At 66.2% G+C, this 16,432-nt stretch carries 13 protein-coding genes, 1 tRNA gene and 1 pseudogene; 10 read left to right on the top strand and 5 right to left on the bottom strand.

All coding sequences use genetic code 11. The features are described 5' to 3' along the window. Positions 1 to 22: 22 nt before the first annotated feature. The 7 genes and pseudogenes from QAD21_RS14490 to QAD21_RS14460 all read left to right on the top strand — a co-directional run bounded on the left by QAD21_RS14490 (position 23) and on the right by QAD21_RS14460 (position 8,942). Complete coding sequence (locus tag QAD21_RS14490; RefSeq protein ID WP_259936670.1) at positions 23 to 1,969, top strand: fumarate reductase/succinate dehydrogenase flavoprotein subunit; 1,947 nt, start codon at positions 23 to 25, stop codon at positions 1,967 to 1,969. Position 1,970: 1 nt separating this feature from the next. Continuing rightward, complete coding sequence (locus tag QAD21_RS14485) at positions 1,971 to 2,717, top strand: succinate dehydrogenase/fumarate reductase iron-sulfur subunit (protein WP_280359778.1); 747 nt, start codon at positions 1,971 to 1,973, stop codon at positions 2,715 to 2,717. Positions 2,718 to 2,797: 80 nt separating this feature from the next. After that, a complete protein-coding gene (locus QAD21_RS14480) occupies positions 2,798 to 4,171 on the top strand; it encodes an AMP-binding protein (protein ID WP_247449459.1) in 1,374 nt (457 codons plus the stop codon). A 64-nt stretch (positions 4,172 to 4,235) separates the two neighbouring features. After that, positions 4,236 to 5,380 (top strand): annotated as a pseudogene (locus QAD21_RS14475) (acyl-CoA dehydrogenase family protein). Positions 5,381 to 5,617: 237 nt separating this feature from the next. Further along, positions 5,618 to 6,562: a WcbI family polysaccharide biosynthesis putative acetyltransferase gene (locus QAD21_RS14470; RefSeq protein WP_247449457.1), complete on the top strand. Its 945-nt coding sequence runs from the start codon at positions 5,618 to 5,620 to the stop codon at positions 6,560 to 6,562. Further along, entirely contained in the window at positions 6,559 to 7,569 is a 1,011-nt protein-coding gene (locus QAD21_RS14465; protein ID WP_247449455.1) for a hypothetical protein, read from the top strand. Before QAD21_RS14470 ends, QAD21_RS14465 begins: the two co-directional genes overlap by 4 nt. Continuing rightward, the gene (locus QAD21_RS14460; RefSeq protein WP_247449453.1) at positions 7,566 to 8,942 is read left to right on the top strand and encodes a glycosyltransferase; all 1,377 of its coding nucleotides are present in this window, start codon (positions 7,566 to 7,568) and stop codon (positions 8,940 to 8,942) included. The genes QAD21_RS14465 and QAD21_RS14460 overlap by 4 nt, the downstream gene beginning before the upstream one ends. 43 nt (positions 8,943 to 8,985) lie before the next feature. On the opposite strand, the gene QAD21_RS14455 is transcribed toward QAD21_RS14460, so the two are convergent. After that, positions 8,986 to 9,062: transfer RNA gene (locus QAD21_RS14455), tRNA-Leu, on the bottom strand. A 111-nt stretch (positions 9,063 to 9,173) separates the two neighbouring features. Here QAD21_RS14455 and QAD21_RS14450 point away from each other — a divergent pair. Then, on the top strand, positions 9,174 to 9,797 hold the full coding sequence (locus QAD21_RS14450) for a response regulator (RefSeq protein ID WP_068972546.1): 624 nt from the start codon (positions 9,174 to 9,176) through the stop codon (positions 9,795 to 9,797). 194 nt (positions 9,798 to 9,991) lie between these two features. Beyond that, positions 9,992 to 11,356 (top strand): ABC transporter substrate-binding protein, encoded by a 1,365-nt coding sequence (locus tag QAD21_RS14445; RefSeq protein WP_058251839.1) that lies wholly within the window; start codon positions 9,992 to 9,994, stop codon positions 11,354 to 11,356. A gap of 92 nt (positions 11,357 to 11,448) precedes the next feature. Here the strand turns inward: QAD21_RS14445 and QAD21_RS14440 are convergent, their stop codons facing one another. Genes QAD21_RS14440 through QAD21_RS14425 form a run of 4 tightly spaced genes read right to left on the bottom strand, consistent with a single transcriptional unit; the run spans position 11,449 to position 15,572 of the window. Further along, complete coding sequence (locus QAD21_RS14440; RefSeq protein WP_280361747.1) at positions 11,449 to 12,174, bottom strand: ABC transporter ATP-binding protein; 726 nt, start codon at positions 12,172 to 12,174, stop codon at positions 11,449 to 11,451. Beyond that, positions 12,095 to 13,312, bottom strand: a complete 1,218-nt coding sequence (locus QAD21_RS14435; RefSeq protein WP_280359777.1) for an ABC transporter ATP-binding protein — start codon at positions 13,310 to 13,312, stop codon at positions 12,095 to 12,097. Before QAD21_RS14435 ends, QAD21_RS14440 begins: the two co-directional genes overlap by 80 nt. Continuing rightward, positions 13,305 to 14,294, bottom strand: a complete 990-nt coding sequence (locus QAD21_RS14430) for a branched-chain amino acid ABC transporter permease (protein WP_165629948.1) — start codon at positions 14,292 to 14,294, stop codon at positions 13,305 to 13,307. Before QAD21_RS14430 ends, QAD21_RS14435 begins: the two co-directional genes overlap by 8 nt. 3 nt (positions 14,295 to 14,297) lie before the next feature. Continuing rightward, positions 14,298 to 15,572, bottom strand: a complete 1,275-nt coding sequence (locus QAD21_RS14425) for a branched-chain amino acid ABC transporter permease (protein ID WP_280361745.1) — start codon at positions 15,570 to 15,572, stop codon at positions 14,298 to 14,300. 239 nt (positions 15,573 to 15,811) lie between these two features. Here QAD21_RS14425 and QAD21_RS14420 point away from each other — a divergent pair, with 239 nt between their 5' ends. Next, positions 15,812 to 16,384 carry a hypothetical protein gene (locus QAD21_RS14420; RefSeq protein WP_058251877.1) on the top strand — a complete coding sequence of 191 codons (573 nt, stop codon included), beginning with the start codon at positions 15,812 to 15,814 and terminating at the stop codon, positions 16,382 to 16,384. The last annotated feature ends 48 nt before the right edge of the window (positions 16,385 to 16,432 follow it).

Genomic DNA, 16,432 nt, shown 5'->3' with positions numbered 1-16,432 from the left:
TCAACGTTGGGAGTCCCGCTAGATGACCGAGCCGGAACGCTACGAGTACGACGTCGTTGTCATCGGTGCGGGGGGTGCCGGCCTGCGAGCGGTCATCGAGGCCCGCGAGCGCGGCTACTCGGTGGCCGTGGTGTGCAAGTCGCTGTTCGGCAAGGCCCACACGGTCATGGCCGAAGGCGGATGTGCCGCCTCGATGGGCAACGCCAACTCGAAAGACAACTGGCAGACACACTTCCAGGACACGATGCGAGGCGGCAAGTTCCTGAACAACTGGCGCATGGCCGAGTTGCACGCCAAAGAGGCCCCGGATCGTGTCTGGGAACTCGAAACCTATGGCGCCCTGTTCGATCGAACCGCGGACGGGCGGATTTCGCAGCGCAACTTCGGCGGCCACACCTATCCTCGACTCGCTCATGTCGGCGACCGCACCGGGCTGGAGCTCATCCGGACGATGCAACAGAAGATCGTCTCGCTGCAGCAGGAGGACTACGCCGCCACCGGTGACTACGAGTCGCGCATCAAGGTGTTCGCCGAATGCACTATCACCGAACTGCTGAAGGACGGCGACGCGATCGCCGGTGCGTTCGGGTATTGGCGCGAGTCCGGCCGGTTCATCGTGTTCGAGGCGCCCGCGGTGGTCGTCGCCACCGGCGGGATCGGCAAGTCGTTCAAGGTGACGTCGAATTCGTGGGAATACACCGGCGACGGGCACGCTTTGGCACTGCGAGCCGGCGCGAGCCTGATCAACATGGAGTTCGTCCAGTTCCATCCGACCGGGATGGTGTGGCCGCCCAGCGTCAAGGGCATCCTCGTGACCGAGGGTGTTCGCGGCGACGGTGGAGTTCTCAAGAACACCGAGGGCAAGCGCTTCATGTTCGATTACATCCCACCGGTCTTCAAAGGTCAGTACGCCGAGACCGAAGAGGAGGCCGATGAATGGCTGGCGGACAACGACAGCGCCCGGCGAACGCCGGACCTGTTACCGCGCGATGAGGTCGCGCGGGCGATCAACGAGGAGGTCAAGGCCGGACGCGGCACCGAGCACGGCGGCGTCTACCTCGACATCGCGTCCCGCATGCCCGCCGAGGAGATCATGCGCAGGCTGCCGTCGATGCACCACCAGTTCAAGGAGCTCGCCGACGTCGACATCACCGCCGAACCGATGGAGGTGGGGCCGACCTGTCACTACGTGATGGGCGGGATCGAGGTGGATCCGGACACGGCCGCGTCACGGGTTCCGGGCCTGTTCGCGGCCGGCGAGTGTTCCGGCGGGATGCACGGTTCGAACCGGCTCGGCGGAAACTCGTTGTCGGACCTGCTGGTCTTCGGACGGCGGGCCGGCCTCGGCGCGGCGGCGTACGTCGAATCGCTGACGACCCGTCCCGCGGTCTCCGCCGAAGACATCGACCGGGCGGCTGCGTCCGTGCTGGCGCCCTTCGATCCGCCGGCCGAGGGCAAACCGGAGAACCCCTACACGCTGCACACCGACCTCCAGCAGGCCATGAACGATCTGGTCGGGATCATCCGCAAAGAGGACGAGATGCAGGAAGCGATCGGCGTGCTCGCGGACCTGCGAAAGCGCCTGGGCGGCATGCAGGTCGAGGGACATCGTCAGTTCAATCCGGGCTGGCATCTCGCGGTCGACCTACGCAACATGCTGCTGGTCTGCGAGTGCGTCGCGAAGGCCGCACTCATGCGCACCGAGAGCCGTGGTGGTCACACCCGCGATGACCATCCGTCCATGGACTCGAACTGGCGCAATGCGCTGCTGGTGTGCACCGCGGACCTCGACGGGGACGACGCCGCGGTGCCGGAGGTCAGCGTCGTGCGCACGGAACAGACGCCGATGCGGCCGGACCTCCTGGAGCTGTTCGAGTTCCCCGAGATCGAGAAGTACTACACGGCGGCCGAGATAGCCGGTCATCCCGGCGCCGGTGGCGAGCGAGCCGAGGGGCATTCGGAGGACTGACATGGGATACGACGCGAAGTTCCGGATCTGGCGCGGCGACACCGACGCCGGCGGTCTCGAGGACTACACGGTGATCGTCAACGAGGACGAGGTGGTGCTGGACATCATCCACCGCCTACAGGCGACGCAGGCCCCGGATCTCGCGGTGCGCTGGAACTGCAAGGCGGGCAAGTGCGGATCGTGTTCGGCGGAGGTGAACGGGCGTCCCAAACTGCTGTGCATGACCAGGATGTCAACGTTCACCGAGGACGAGGTCGTGACGGTGACCCCGATGCGCACGTTCCCGGTGATCCGCGACCTGGTCACCGATGTCTCGTTCAACTACGCCAAAGCCCGTGAAGTGCAATCGTTCACACCGCCGCCGGGTCTGGCGCCGGGGGAGTACCGGATGAAGCAGGTCGACGTGCAGCGTTCGCAGGAGTTCCGCAAGTGCATCGAGTGCTTCCTGTGCCAGGACACCTGCCATGTCGTGCGCGATCACGAGGACAACAAACAGAACTTCTCCGGGCCGCGTTTCCTGATGCGCGTCGCCGAACTCGACATGCACCCCCTGGACGTGGCCGAACGCCGCGACTCGGCGCGCACCGAGCACGGACTGGGCCTCTGCAACATCACCAAGTGCTGTACCGACGTCTGTCCCGAGCAGATCAAGATCACCGACAACGCGTTGATCCCCATGAAGGAGCGAGTTGTCGACCGCACCTACGACCCGCTGGTGTGGTTGGGCAACAAGCTCTTCCGACGTTAACGGACCCATACGCAGTATCGTCTTCGACGAACTCCCGTTCCCCGGTGCGCGGCGCGCGCGGGCCACCCGCTCGAGGCCAGATGTCGCACAACGTTGCGCCCAGAGCAACGACTCACTACATCTACAGGGGTGACCGCACCGCCGTCATCGACGGTGCGCTCCGCCTCACCTACGCCGACCTGTATCGGCGGGTCGGGCACGTCACCGCCGCGCTGGAGGCGCTCGGCGTCAGGCCGGGTGACCGCGTGGCCGCCCTCTGTGCGAACAGTGCGGTCATGCTCGAACTGCACAGCGCCGTGCCCGCGCACGGTTCGGTGTTGGTGCCGCTGAACATCCGGCTGTCCGAACCCGAGCTCGTCTACATCCTGGAGCACAGCGGTGCGACGCTCCTTGTCGCGACCGTTGAGTTCGCCGACCGTGCACGGGCGGTCGCCGAATCGGTGGGGATCCGGGTCGTCGTGGGTGGTTCAGCGGACGGCGCGGACGAGTACGAGTCGCTGCTCGCGCAGGCCGGGGCGCCGATTCGGCGGGAGACCGACGAGCGGGGGTTGCTGGCGATCAACTACACCTCGGGGACGACGGGCCGTCCGAAGGGCGTGATGTACCACCACCGCGGCGCGTACCTGCAGTCCTTGGCGATGGCGTACCACTCCGGTCTCGGACCGGGCTCGACATACCTGTGGACCCTACCCATGTTCCATTGCGACGGTTGGTGTTTCACCTGGGCCGTCATCGCCGCGGGTGGTACGAACCTCTGCCTGCGCAGCATCGACACCGGACGGATCTGGCGCCACCTCACCGAGGAAGGGGTGACTCACTTCAGCGCGGCTCCCACGGTGCTCACCATGATCGCGGAGGACCCGTCCGCGGCACGGCTCGACCGCGTCGTCCGGGCTGCGACGGGAGGTGCACCGCCATCTCCCGCGCTGCTCTCGCGGATGGCCGGGCTCGGCATCGAGATCACCCATCTTTACGGGATGACCGAGACGTTCGGCCCGATCGTCGTGAACGAGTGGCAGCCTCAGTGGGACGACGCCACGGACGACGAACGCGCCGTACGCAAGGCACGGCAGGGGATCGGGAACATCGTGGCAGGGCGGGTTCGGGTGGTGTCCGACGAGGGACGAGATGTCCCGTCCGACGGCGAGACCATCGGTGAATTGGTGGTCCGCGGCAACAACGTGATGCTCGGCTACTACCGCGACCCTGCGGCGACGGCCGCGGCCACCGTCGACGGCTGGTTGCGAACCGGTGATCTCGCGGTCATGCACGCCGACGGGTACGTCGAGATCCGGGACCGCAGCAAGGACGTCATCATCTCCGGCGGTGAGAACATCGCGTCGGTCGAGGTGGAGCGGGTGCTCGACAGCCATCCCGATGTCGTCGAGTCGGCGGTGGTCGGCCGTACCGACGAAGAACGTGCTCCGCAGTCAGGGATGACGACGCCGCCATGATAGTGCCAACGGTGACTGTTACGCTCACCGTTGACACTGTCAATCGTGGATAGGTACGCACACCATGACCGAACGGTCCTCCTGGGAAGACGACGATCTCACCGCGCTGCGGGATCTCGCACGTAGCTTCTGTGAGAAGGAGATCCAGCCGAACACCGAGAAGTTCATCGAGCAGCACCATGTCGACCGCGACCTGTGGAACAAAGCCGGTGACCTCGGCCTGCTCTGCATGTCGATTCCCGAAGAGTACGGCGGCGGCGGTGGCACCTTTGCGCACGAGGCCGTGCTCATCGAGGAGTAGGCGCGCGCGTCGCCGACAGCTCGTGGGGCGTCAGCCTGCACAACGGCATCGTCGCGCACTACATCCTCGAGTACGGCTCGGAGGAGCAGAAGAAGACCTGGTTGCCCAAGATGGCCAGTGGCGAGGCGGTGGGCGCCATCGCGATGACCGAACCGGGTACCGGATCGGATCTGCAGAATGTGAAGACGAAGGCGATCAAGCAGGGCGACGAGTAAGTCATCGACGGCTCCAAGACCTTCATCACCAACGGTGGTCAGGCCGACATCATCATCGTCGTCGCCAAGACCGACGTCTCCGAGGGAGCCAAGGGCATCTCGCTCATCCTGGTCGAGGCCGAGCGCGAAGGTTTCCGACGCGGCCGGGTACTCGACAAGATCGGCCAGCGAGGGCAGGACACCTCGGAGCTGTTCTTCGATGGTGTGCGCGTCCCCACCTCGAACCTCCTCGGCCCCGAAGAGGGCCAGGGCTTCGTCCAGCTGATGATGCAGCTCCCGCAGGAACGGCTGATCATCGCGCTGGCCTCGGTGGCCGGCATGGAGAAGGCCGTCTCCGAGACCATCGCCTACACCAAGGACCGCACGGCATTCGGCCGGCCGATCTTCAGCTTCCAGAACACGAAATTCAAACTCGCCGAGGCGGCGACCGAGGCACGGATCGCGCGCGTGTTCGTCGACGACTGCATCAACAAGCACATCAAGGGCGAGCTCGACATCCCGACCGTCGCCATGGCGAAGTGGTGGAACAGTGACCGGGCCATGGTGGTCGCCGACGAGTGCCTGCAGCTGTTCGGCGGGTACGGCTACATGAACGAGTACCCGATCGCGCGTCTGTGGGCCGACAACCGCGTCCAGAAGATCTACGCGGGCACCAACGAGATCATGAAGGAGATCATCGCCCGGACGTTGTGACGTCACCTCTTGTACGGCAGACGGCCCCGGTGATCTGATCACCGGGGCCGTCGCTCACCCGTCCGGTTTCCGGTTCGTTCCGAATGTTTGGGGACCGGGGCAGTGTGACCAAGCCGATGATTCGTCAGCGAGACGAACGGATATACCAGGAGCTGGGGTCGGCCGGTTGTCCGCGAGGGGAGTCGATACACACGATGACAGCACACCACCAGGTCGCTCGACCACAGCGAAGTGCGTATGACGTCGAGTGACACCGTGCTGGTGGACGGGCGGACCCGACACTACGGCGAGTTCTACGGCGTCACCGAGGCGCAGATGAACGATGACGAGCAGCTGCTCGTCGTCTGGGGAAACTGCCAGGCCGAAGCGCTGCGGATCGTGCTGTCCAGCTCCCCGGACCTTCCGTTCCGCACCATTCGAGTCCCACCGGTCCACGAACTCGAGTCCACCGACATCGCTCATGTCGAACGCCTCGTCCGCCGGGCCGCGGTCATCGTCTCTCAGCCGGTACGTGCCCGATACCGGGGGCTCCCGATCGGTGGACCCGACCTCGCGGAGATAGCGCCGGCCGCGACCGTCGTGGTGTGGCCGGTCATCCGCTACGGCGGGTTGTTCCCGTTTCAGGTCATCGCCCGACATCCCGCGCGACCGTCCGCAGTACCCGCTGCTGTTCCCTACCACGATCTCCGGACCGTCCTGGCGGTCAGAGCCGGCCGGACCCGCTTCGACGAATGGGATGTCGAGGTCTCCGCCGACCGCTTCCGGGAGGCCGCACAGTGGAGTGTGGCCCAGCTCGAGGTTCGCGAGCGGCGACACTGCGACGTCGGGATCTCCGACATCCTGCTCGACGTCGGGGCCGACGCCGCACATACGATCAACCATCCCGGCAACCGGGTACTACTGACCCTCGGCGGTCGGATTCTCGAGGCGCTCGGGGCATCGGCGCCGGTCCCGCCGTCACGCGACCTGCTCGGCAACATCCGGGCGCCGCTGGAACGACGGGTGATCGACGCGCTCGGTATCCAGGCGCCCCCGCGGACGTCCTGGGACGTCGACGGTGCGGTGCTGACCGAGAAAGAGGTGCACCGCAGTCAGATGCAGTGGTACGCAGAGCATCCCGAGTTCATCGACGCCGTGCTGGACCGGTACGGCGATCTCATCGAGATCCTGGGAATGTCATGACGAGCCCAGTGGGGCACCTCCTCGTCGGACCCCGCTCGCACGGTGTGGTGCGGTATGCCCAGTCTGTCTTCGACGCGGTGACGGCCCAGGGTGGCGATCATCGACTGGCACACCTCCGCACGCGCTGTGCCGGCGTGTCCTCGGTTCTGGCCGAGTGCGCACACGTGCACATGCACGTGACCGACCGTCTGTTCGGACACACTCCGTTGCGAGCGCGCGACAACCTGCTCGCCATGATTGCGGGGCTCCGACGTCCGGTCTCGGTGACGTTGCACGATCTGCCGCAGCCCTCGGATGGACGGGCGATGCCGGCCCGCATCGAGTTCTTCCGAGCGGTGGCCCGGTCTTCGGCGGGCGTGATCGTGTCCAGCCGACACGAGGCGTCGCTCTTCGCCGAGTATGTCGACGCGTCGATCGAGGTGGAGGTAGTGCCGCTGATGTTCGACGCCGTCCGTGCCCACAAGCCCTCGGACTCAGACGAATTGACCGTCGGTGTGCTCGGCTACCTGTATCCGGGGAAGGGTCACATCGAGACGCTCCGAGCGATGGCCGGTCTCGATCCATCGGTCGGCTTCGTGGCGCTCGGAACTCCGTCGCCCGGCCACGACGATCTCGCCGACGACCTCGCGAAGCTCGCCGCGGACACGGGGAGGCGATGCACGATCACCGGCTACCTGACGGACGACGAACTCCGCCGGGCGTCGGCCGACGTCACGGTTCCGGTCGCATACCACCGGCACATGTCGGCATCCGGTTCGATCAACTCCTGGATCTCGGCCGGACGTCGTCCGCTGGTTCCGCGGACCGCCTACACCGAGGAACTCGCCGCTCGGTCGCCGGGCGTGCTCACGATGCACGACAACAACGACGTTGCGCTCCGGGCCGCCATCGAGAGTGCGTTCGCGGAGCCGGAATCCACGCGGATCGATGCGGCGGTGTCGCCGTCGCCGACCGCCGCCGATGTCGGTCGGAGTCACGAGCTGTTGCTGCGGCGGTGGAGTGCGTGACGATCGTCGGACTCGACGATGGCCGGACCATCGTGCCCGACAATCGCTGGGACCTGGTCGGGAGTACTTCGTCGAGACCCTTGGTGAGCGTCGTGATCCCGTATTACGAGCAGCCACACCAACTCTCATTGGTCCTCGAGGCGTTGACGGCGCAGACCTATCCGCCGGATCGACTGGAGGTGGTGGTCGCCGACGACGGATCGAGAGTTCCCCCGGATGTGAGCGCGTGGACCTCCCGGTTGGCCATCACCGTGGTCAGGCAGGAGGACAAGGGATTTCGAGCCGCAGCCGCCCGCAACCTGGGTGTCGCTGCGTCGAACGGCTCGGTGCTGTGTTTCCTCGACGCGGACACGGTTCCGACCGCCGGCTACATCTCGCACATGGTCCGACTGGCCGCCGCGGTGCCCGATGTACTCGTGGTCGGCCGTCGTAAGCACGGGGACCTGAGTCAGGTCGAGCCGCGCTCGGTGGTCGAATGGCTGTCCGCCCAGCGGCATCTCGAGGCCGCGCACGACCACGAACCCGAGTGGCTGGTCGACGCCTATGACCGCACATCCAACCTCCTGGTCCCGGGCTGGGACGGCTACAAGTACATGATCAGCGCGGTGATGAGCTGCAGCCGACAGCTGTTCGACGACGTGGGAGGATTCGACCCTTCGTTCGTCCAGTACGGGGGAGAGGATTGGGAATTCGCGAACCGGGCTTTCATGATGGGTGCGGTGTTCGCTCACGAACCCGACGCCGTCGCCTGGCACGACGGACCCGACTGGGCAGAACGCGCTGTGTCCGAACGGGTCTCGGCGAAGAATGTCGAAGCGTTGGCCCTCGCCCCGCTCGTCACCGACCCGGCGGCCCGGACCGCCGGGCTGCTGTATCCGATCCCGGACATCGTCGTGCTGGTGTCGACGGACGGCCACACCGCGGCTTCGCTGCTGCACACCGTCGGCAGCGCCCTGCGCGGGTCCGATGCCGCCGCCTGGCTTGTCGGGGACGACGCCGAAACGCTGGTTGCTCAGCTCGGAGTCCGTGATTCGCGAATCCGGATCGGTGGCCCGGACGCGTCGACGCTGTCGCGGTGCAGGTTCGTCGTCGAGGTTGCCGGGCCCGTGGTCTTCTCCGCTGATTCGCTCGCGCTCCTCGCGACGCGCGTCGCACCGGGGGAGGGTGGCCAGGTGACGGTGGACTTCGGCGGGTTGCGGCCGGCGTCGGTCACGCTCACGGCGTCGCGTGCACGACACCGTGTCCGACGCTGGGCGGAGCACACCGACCTGGGTGCCGATGAGCTCCTGAGGCGTCTGTTCGGGGTCCGGACAGTGCGTTGCGACGATGTCGGGATCGGCGTCGGCGGCTGCGAACCGGCGTTGGCCTGGTGAGTGTGCCGAGCCGCCGCAAAGCGGGCGGTGATCAGGTCGTTTCTGGTGCCCCCGGTCAGACTCGAACTGACACTGGACGGGTTTTGAATCCGTTGCCTCTGCCAATTGGGCTACGGGGGCCAGTGCGCGGGTTGCCCGCGCCGGGAACCAACTCTAGATGATCGGCCGAGCGGCCTGCCAACCGGTACTCTGCGTGCACACAGACGTGGCGTCAGCGACGCGGAGGAGGGGATGGTGACGGTGACCGACAGTGCGACGACCGCAGCCGGTGAGACCACGACAACACACCGCGTGCTGGTGGCCGAGGACGATTCGTTGATCCGGATGGATCTGACCGAGATGCTGCGTGAAGAGGGCTACGACGTCGTCGGCGAGGCGCCGAACGGGCAGGTCGCCGTGGAGTTGACCGAGTCGCTGGCCCCCGACCTCGTGATCATGGACATCAAGATGCCCGTGCGCGACGGTATCGATGCCGCGACCGAGATCGCCGAGAAGCGCCTCGCCCCGGTCGTCATGCTGACCGCGTTCAGCCAACGCGACTTCATCGACAAGGCGCGCGACGCCGGTGCCATGGCCTACCTCGTCAAGCCGTTCACGAAGGCCGATCTGGTGCCGGCCATCGAGGTGGCGGTGAGTCGCTACCAGGAGCTCAAACAGCTCGAGCGTGAGGTCGCGACCATGAACGAGCGGCTGGAGACCCGCAAGCTCGTGGAGCGGGCCAAGGGCCTGCTGATGGAGAAGCAGGCTCTGTCCGAACCAGAGGCCTTCAAATGGATACAGCGCGCGGCCATGGACCGCCGGACCACCATGAAAGCCGTTGCGCAGGTTGTCGTCGAGACGCTCGGCAGCGACTGATCCAGAACCCCTGGACGACGCAATGCCTCTGCGCGCAAACCAGTTTCACTGTCTTTACGCAGCCGCAACAAGATCGCGCTAGCTTTTCTCCTGCGAGGCGCGGTTCGCCCTACGGCGATGCGCCGCCTTCGTGACAAATGCCGAACGCACCGGCCGAACGCCGAACGCGCAGGCCAGACGCAAGGAGAGCATCGATGTCCGTACGCTTTTTGAGGAGCGGGGCAGTGGTCGTGACCGCGGCGGCGACGCTGGTGATCGCGGGCTGTAGCAGCTCAGATTCGGGTTCCGACGGCGGTTCCGAGGCGTCGTCGAGTGCCGCCGTCGAGTCCACCCCCGCACCTCCGGGCCTCGGCCTCGCACAGAAGCTGGCGTGCAACCCGCCCAAGGCTGTCCCCGGCCCGGCGAGCACGGCCGCACTCAAGGTCGGCACCCTGCTTCCGGCGACCGGTTCGCTGGCCTTCCTCGGACCGCCCATGGAGGCAGGCGTGGAGCTCGCGATCAAGGACATCAATGCCGCCGGCGGGGTCCTCGACCAACCCGTCGAGCTCGTCACCGGTGACTCCGGAGACACCACGACAGACACGGCCAACGCCACCGTCGACCGCGAACTCAGCGCCGGAACGCAGGTGATCATCGGTGCCGCGTCGTCCTCGGTGTCGTTGAAGGTGATCGACAAGGTCGCCAACGCGGGTGCGGTCATGTTCTCGCCCGCCAACACCTCCGACGAATTCACCTGCTACGAGGACAAGGGGCAGTACTTCCGCACCGCGCCGGCGGATACCCTCCAGGCGCAGGCGCTCTCGCAGACGATGGCTGAGGACGGCGTGCAGCGCGTGTCGATCCTCGCGCTCAACGACCCGTACGGAACCGGACTGGCCGACAACACCGTTCGCGATCTCGAGGCCGCGGGTGTCCCGGCCGACCAGATCCAGAAGATCATCTACGATCCGAACGCCCAGTCGTTCAACGCCGAGGTCGATCAGGTGAAGAACTTCAACCCGGACGGCATCGCGGTCATCGGTTTCGAGGAGAGCGCCAAGATCATCACCCGTATGCACGAGGTGGGCATCGGCCCGAGCGACGGAAAGCTCGTCTACGGTGTCGACGGCAACATGGGCAACGCCCTCGGTGAGGCCGTCGGTCCAGGCCTGCTCGCAGGCATGAAGGGCACCACGCCGCTCACCCAGACCAGCGGTGACTTCCAGGCGGCCCTGAAGGAGGTCGACGGCGATCTCATCGACTTCAACTACTCGGGTGAGAGTTACGACGCCACGGTGCTGAGTGCACTCGCGGCCACCGCGGCCAAGTCGACCGACGGCCGCGCGATCGCGGCAAACATCATCGGGGTGACCAACGGCGAGGAGAACTGCGACTCCTACCAGGCCTGCCTGGACCTGCTGAACGGTGGCAAGACGATCGCCTACGTCGGCAAGACCGGCAACCTGGCGTTCAACGCAGCCGGTGAGCCGAGTGTCGGCTCGTACGGTGTGTTGGAGTTCGACGACGCCAACAAGCTGCTCACCCCGACGCGCAAGTACGTCTCGGTCGCGGCGCAGTAAGACCCGCACACGACGAGACCCCCGGCTTCGGCCGGGGGTCTCGTCGTCGGTGCGGTCGGCGGGGGAAGTGCCGTCGGGACGGGCCTATGACCTCAGTTCTTCTCGGAGCTGCCCGCAAGCGTGCCGAGGTAGAGCTCGATGATCTTGGGGTCGGTGGCCAGGTTGCGGCCGGTGTCCGTATAGGCGTTGCGGCCCTGGTCGAGGACATACCCGCGGTCGCAGATCTGCAGGCACCGCCGGGCGTTCTGCTCGACCATGATGATCGAGACGCCGGTCGCGTTGATGGCCTTGCAGCGGATGAACACCTCGTCCTGGAACATCGGGGACAGACCGGCCGACGGCTCGTCGAGCAGCAGTACCGCTGGGTCCATCATCAGCGCACGGCCCATCGCGACCATCTGCCGTTCGCCGCCGGAGAGCGCACCCGCCTTGATCTTTCGCCGTTCCGAGAGCAGCGGGAAGAGTTCGGACACGAAGTCGAACCGCTTGGCGAAGGTCTTGGGCCGCAGATAGACGCCCATCTCGAGATTCTCCTCGATCGTCAACGCGGGGAACACATTCTGTGTCTGCGGGACGTAACCGACACCCTTGTCGACGAGGACGTGGGCCTTGGCCGAGGTGATGTCGTCGCCACGGAGGGTCACCGAACCCTTGCGCACCGGGATCAGTCCGAACAGGGTCTTCAACAGCGTCGACTTCCCGGCACCGTTGGGGCCGATGATCCCGACGATCTCCCCGTCACCGAGGTAGAAGTTGCATTCCTCGAGGATGTTGATGCCGGGCAGGTAGCCGGCGGTGATGTCGTCGGCCCGCATCAGGGCGTTGCCGGCCAGCTTGCGGTGCTCCTCGGCGGTGGCCGCGAGTTGCGCGGGCGTCAGCTGTCCGGGACCGGGGTCGGTGCTCATCGTCCGTCCTTCTTCGTGTCCGGGGTCGTGGGGGCAGTTCGGTGACCTCCGAGAGATCCCCGCCGTCCTCCAGCGTCGCCTCGATGGCCGCCTCGACCTTCTCGGCGAGTACGGCGGTGGCGCCCACCGGCCGACCCTGATCGTCGAACTCCAGGGCCTGGTCGTGATGCCCGCCGAGGTACGCGTCCACGACGGCGTCGTTGTCGCCCAACCGATCCGGGAGCGACTCGGCGATGATCTGACCCTGGGCCATCACGACGACCCAGTCGCTGATGTCGCGGATGACGTCCATGTCGTGTTCGACGAAGACGACCGTGACCCCTTCGTCCCGCAACGACTTGATGTGTTCGAGCAGACTCTGGGTGAGGGCCGGGTTGACGCCGGCCATGGGCTCGTCGAGCATCACGATCTCGGGGTCGGTCATCAGCGCGCGCGCCATCTCCAGCAGCTTGCGCTGCCCGCCCGACAGGGAGCCGGCGAAGTCGTCGGCCTTGGCGTCGAGCTTGAAGCGCCGGAGCAACTCGTGTGCGCGTTCGGTGACCTCGGCCTCCTGCCTGCGCCACACCCAGGGCGCGAGTGCGGCAAGGAAATGCTCACCCCGCTGCCCGGTCGCGCCGAGCCGGACATTGTCCAGCACAGTCAGTTTCGCGAGCGCCTTGGTGAGCTGGAAGGTACGCACCATGCCGCGGCGTGCCACCTGATGCGGAACCATCCGGCCCAGGGAGTCGCCGTTGAGCGACCACGTGCCGGAGTCGGGCTTGTCGAAGCCGGTGATCAGGTTGAAGAAGGTGGTCTTGCCCGCGCCGTTGGGGCCGATCAGGCCGGTGATGGCGCCGCGCTGCACCTCGAGATGATCGACCTGCACCGCCTTGATGCCGCCGAAAGTACGGGAGATGTTGTCCACCACGATGATCGGATCGGGTTTGGGCGAACCCGACTCGGCGGCAACGCCGGCGAACAGCTGGGCACGCTCCGCGGCCGACAACGCGGTGAGGTCCCGGCGCGTCGCCCGGATGGCCGCAGTACCCGTGTAGGTGGGGTCGTCAGGCATCGAGCTGCACCTCCCTCTTGTTCCCGAGCAGGCCCTGAGGTCTGAACACCATCATCAGGATGATCGCCAGACCGAGCAGAACGTAGCGGAATGCGCCGACCTGCTGCGCGGACAGATTCAACAGCGGGTCGTCGCCGGACGTGGCCTGCCGCAGCAGTGCGTCGGGGACCGCGAGGAGGAACCAGAACAGCATGGCACCGAGCACCGGACCGAACACCGTCGCCGCCCCGCCGAGGATCAGCGCGCCGTAGGCGAAGAAGGTCTGTGCGGTCGAATAGAAGTCGGGATTGATCGACTGCGTCGCAAAGGCATTGAAGACACCCGCGAGGCCGCCGATGCAACCGCCGAGTACCAGGGCCTGCATCTTGTAGAAGTAGGCGTTCTTACCCAGCGAGCGGGCGGCGTCCTCGTCTTCGCGCACCGCCTTGAGGACGCGGCCCCACGGACTGCGGACGAGCAGGTACACCATCACACACAGCAAGCCGACGACGATCCAGCCGACCACCATCGACCACAGGTCGCCGCCGAGGAACTTGACCCCGAGGAACGAGTACTGCTTGCCGTTGTCGAACGGGCTGATGGAGAAGAAGCTGCCCGCGTATCCGTAGATGCCGTTGGTGGACCGGGTGAATTCGTCGGTCGACGTCGAACGGAAGACCAGGCGCAGGATCTCCGATGCGGCGATGGTGACGATCGCCAGATAGTCCGCGCGCAGACGCAGGGTCGGCAGGCCGAGCACCACGGCCAGCATCCCGGCCGCGGCGATGCCGATGATGGCGCCGAGCCACAACGGCTGGTCGTAGTTCACCGCCATGATGCCGACGCCGTATCCGCCGAGCAGTGCGAAGGCGATCTGGCCGAAGTTGAGCAGGCCGGCGTAGCCGAAGTGCAGGTTCAGGCCGATGGCCAGCAGGGCGTAGAAGATCGCCGACGGGCCGATCAGCTGGGCGATCGCTATCTGGAGCGCTGAGATGATGTCCATGGGTCAGCCGATCCTCGCTCGAGATCCGAGAATGCCCTGGGGCCGGATGGTCAGGATGATGATCAGGATCAGCAGCCCGCCGATGTATTTCAGGTCCGGACTGAGGATGTAGGTCGACAACTGGACCAGCAGACCGACGATGACACACCCGAGCAGTGCGCCGTAGGCCGTGCCGAGGCCGCCGAGTGTGATGCCGGCGAACATCAGCAGGAGCAGTTTGAAGCCCATCTCCCACTGCACCCGGCCGCCGAGCTCGGAGAGCGCGAACATCACGCCGCCGAGCGTCGCCAGACCGCCGGCCAGGGCCCACACGAACAAGATGACCCGGTCGACGTCGATACCCGACGACTCGGCGAGATCCTTGTTGTCGGCGACGGCGCGCATGGCCTTGCCGATCCTGGTGCGCTGCAACAGCAGTGCGACGCCGAGCAGGGCCACGATGCTGATGATGATGCAGGCCAGGTTGACCGGTGTGATCGCGAAGGGGCCCGAGCCGATCTGGGTCTGCGCCTGATAGTCGTCGAACGGTTCGGCGCGATCGGAGAAGAAGATCAGGATCAGGTAGCGAAGCACCAGCGACAGGCCGATCGACACGACGAGCATGGCGATCAGCCCGGTTCGTCGTCTTCGCAACGGTCTCCACAGACCGAGCTCGTTGAGGATGCCGATACCGATACCGACGATCACCGCCAGGATCGTCGCCGGGATCAGCTGGACGCCGAGCTTGACGTTGATCACCCATGCGATCACCGCGCCGAGTGTCACCAACTCGCCGTGCGCGAAGTTCGTCAGTCCGGTCGTGCCGAAGATGAGGCTGAGACCGACGCCGGTGATCGCGATGATCAGGCCGAAGCGTATGCCGTCGATGGCCAGCCGTGTCAGTTCGGAGACTGCCGACACCTCGGTGCCGGTGCGGACATCGCCGAAGGAGAAGATGACCGGTCGCGCGGTGCCACCGCTGACGTCGACGGGCAGCTCCGCCTTCTGGACCTCGACGCCGTCGGGGAGTGAGTCGGTGTTGATGACGATCGTGTACTGGCCGGGTGGCACGTTGATGGACCACGCACCCGTGGCCGACGAGGTCGCGGTGCCGACAACGGTTCCGGATGCGTCCTTGGCCTCGAGTTCGACGCCGGCGACCTTGTCCGTACCGTTGCGCAGCACGCCGAAGACGCGGACCGAGTCGCCGGGCGCGGCCGCGGCCGGGGAGGCGCCGAACAGCCCGAACAGCATCGACGCGGCGAGAAACACCAGCATGGCGATCGCCGACCGGCGCATCGGTGGAAGGTGGCCAGACGGATGGCTCTCGCGATCGGGACGGTCGTCGAGAGCGCATCGTGGCGGCGTCTGCGGCGCGGTGCCGGCGCGTTGCGATGTCACCTTGCGGGACATTAGCGCCAGCGTCGTCACCACGTGGCGACAACGACGTTTCCCGGAGGTAACTTCTCCCCGACGCTGCCCAGTCGGGAAGTCGCGATGTGCTGTCGGAGACCCGATCCGGGTCGTACGCTGGTCCGATGGTCCCGGTCAGCGTGTCCACCACCACAGACGTCGAACTCGCCGCTTCGTTGCTGGCACAGGCCTTCGCCGACGACCCGGTGACGGTCTGGATGCAGCCCGACACGGCGCGGCATCTCATCATGTTCCGCACCCTGCTCAAGTACAGCCACGGCCCGAATTCGACGCTCGATCTCGCGATGCGTGACGGGCAACCGGTCGGTGCCGCCGCCTGGGATCCCCCGGGCCACAAGGTCTCGGCCCTGTCGCAGATGGTGTCGATGGTCGGCTTCTTCCGGGCGATGGGCTCGCGGATGAGCCGCGGGATGAAGCTCGAGGAGGAGTTCGGCAAACGACGTCCCAAGGAGCCGCACTGGTACCTCGGTCAGATTGGGGCGCCGGTGCACGGGGTCGGGGTGGGCACGTCTCTCCTGGGGCATCGACTCGAGCAGATCGACGGACCCGCCTACCTCGAGTGCTCGAACGTCCGCAACGTGCCGCTCTACGAGCGGTTCGGGTTCAGCGTGACCGAGGAGTTCGAACTGCCGCTCGACGGCCCCAAGGTGTGGTCCATGTACCGGCCCCTCCCGTGAGAGGCCGAGTGTGAGGAGTCCGGCAGGCTGTGTCGGGGGCGGTCACTA

Source organism: Gordonia sp. SMJS1 (genome assembly GCF_029866425.1).
In the GTDB taxonomy this organism is placed as follows: Bacteria; Actinomycetota; Actinomycetes; order Mycobacteriales; family Mycobacteriaceae; genus Gordonia; species Gordonia hongkongensis.
The sequence above is the reverse complement of the archived record's forward strand: the minus strand, read 5'-3'. Positions and strand labels throughout refer to the sequence as shown.

Bases quoted from the DNA above. Each gene is read 5' to 3' on its own strand.
- QAD21_RS14450 (WP_068972546.1), top strand. From the start codon at position 9,174: ATGGTGACGGTGACCGACAGTGCGACGACCGCAGCCGGTGAGACCACG.
- QAD21_RS14490 (WP_259936670.1), top strand. From the start codon at position 23: ATGACCGAGCCGGAACGCTACGAGTACGACGTCGTTGTCATCGGTGCG.
- QAD21_RS14485 (WP_280359778.1), top strand. From the start codon at position 1,971: ATGGGATACGACGCGAAGTTCCGGATCTGGCGCGGCGACACCGACGCC.
- QAD21_RS14465 (WP_247449455.1), top strand. From the start codon at position 6,559: ATGACGAGCCCAGTGGGGCACCTCCTCGTCGGACCCCGCTCGCACGGT.
- QAD21_RS14425 (WP_280361745.1), bottom strand. From the start codon at position 15,572: ATGCGCCGGTCGGCGATCGCCATGCTGGTGTTTCTCGCCGCGTCGATG.
- QAD21_RS14480 (WP_247449459.1), top strand. From the start codon at position 2,798: ATGTCGCACAACGTTGCGCCCAGAGCAACGACTCACTACATCTACAGG.
- QAD21_RS14435 (WP_280359777.1), bottom strand. From the start codon at position 13,312: ATGCCTGACGACCCCACCTACACGGGTACTGCGGCCATCCGGGCGACG.
- QAD21_RS14445 (WP_058251839.1), top strand. From the start codon at position 9,992: ATGTCCGTACGCTTTTTGAGGAGCGGGGCAGTGGTCGTGACCGCGGCG.
- QAD21_RS14430 (WP_165629948.1), bottom strand. From the start codon at position 14,294: ATGGACATCATCTCAGCGCTCCAGATAGCGATCGCCCAGCTGATCGGC.
- QAD21_RS14470 (WP_247449457.1), top strand. From the start codon at position 5,618: ATGACGTCGAGTGACACCGTGCTGGTGGACGGGCGGACCCGACACTAC.
- QAD21_RS14420 (WP_058251877.1), top strand. From the start codon at position 15,812: ATGGTCCCGGTCAGCGTGTCCACCACCACAGACGTCGAACTCGCCGCT.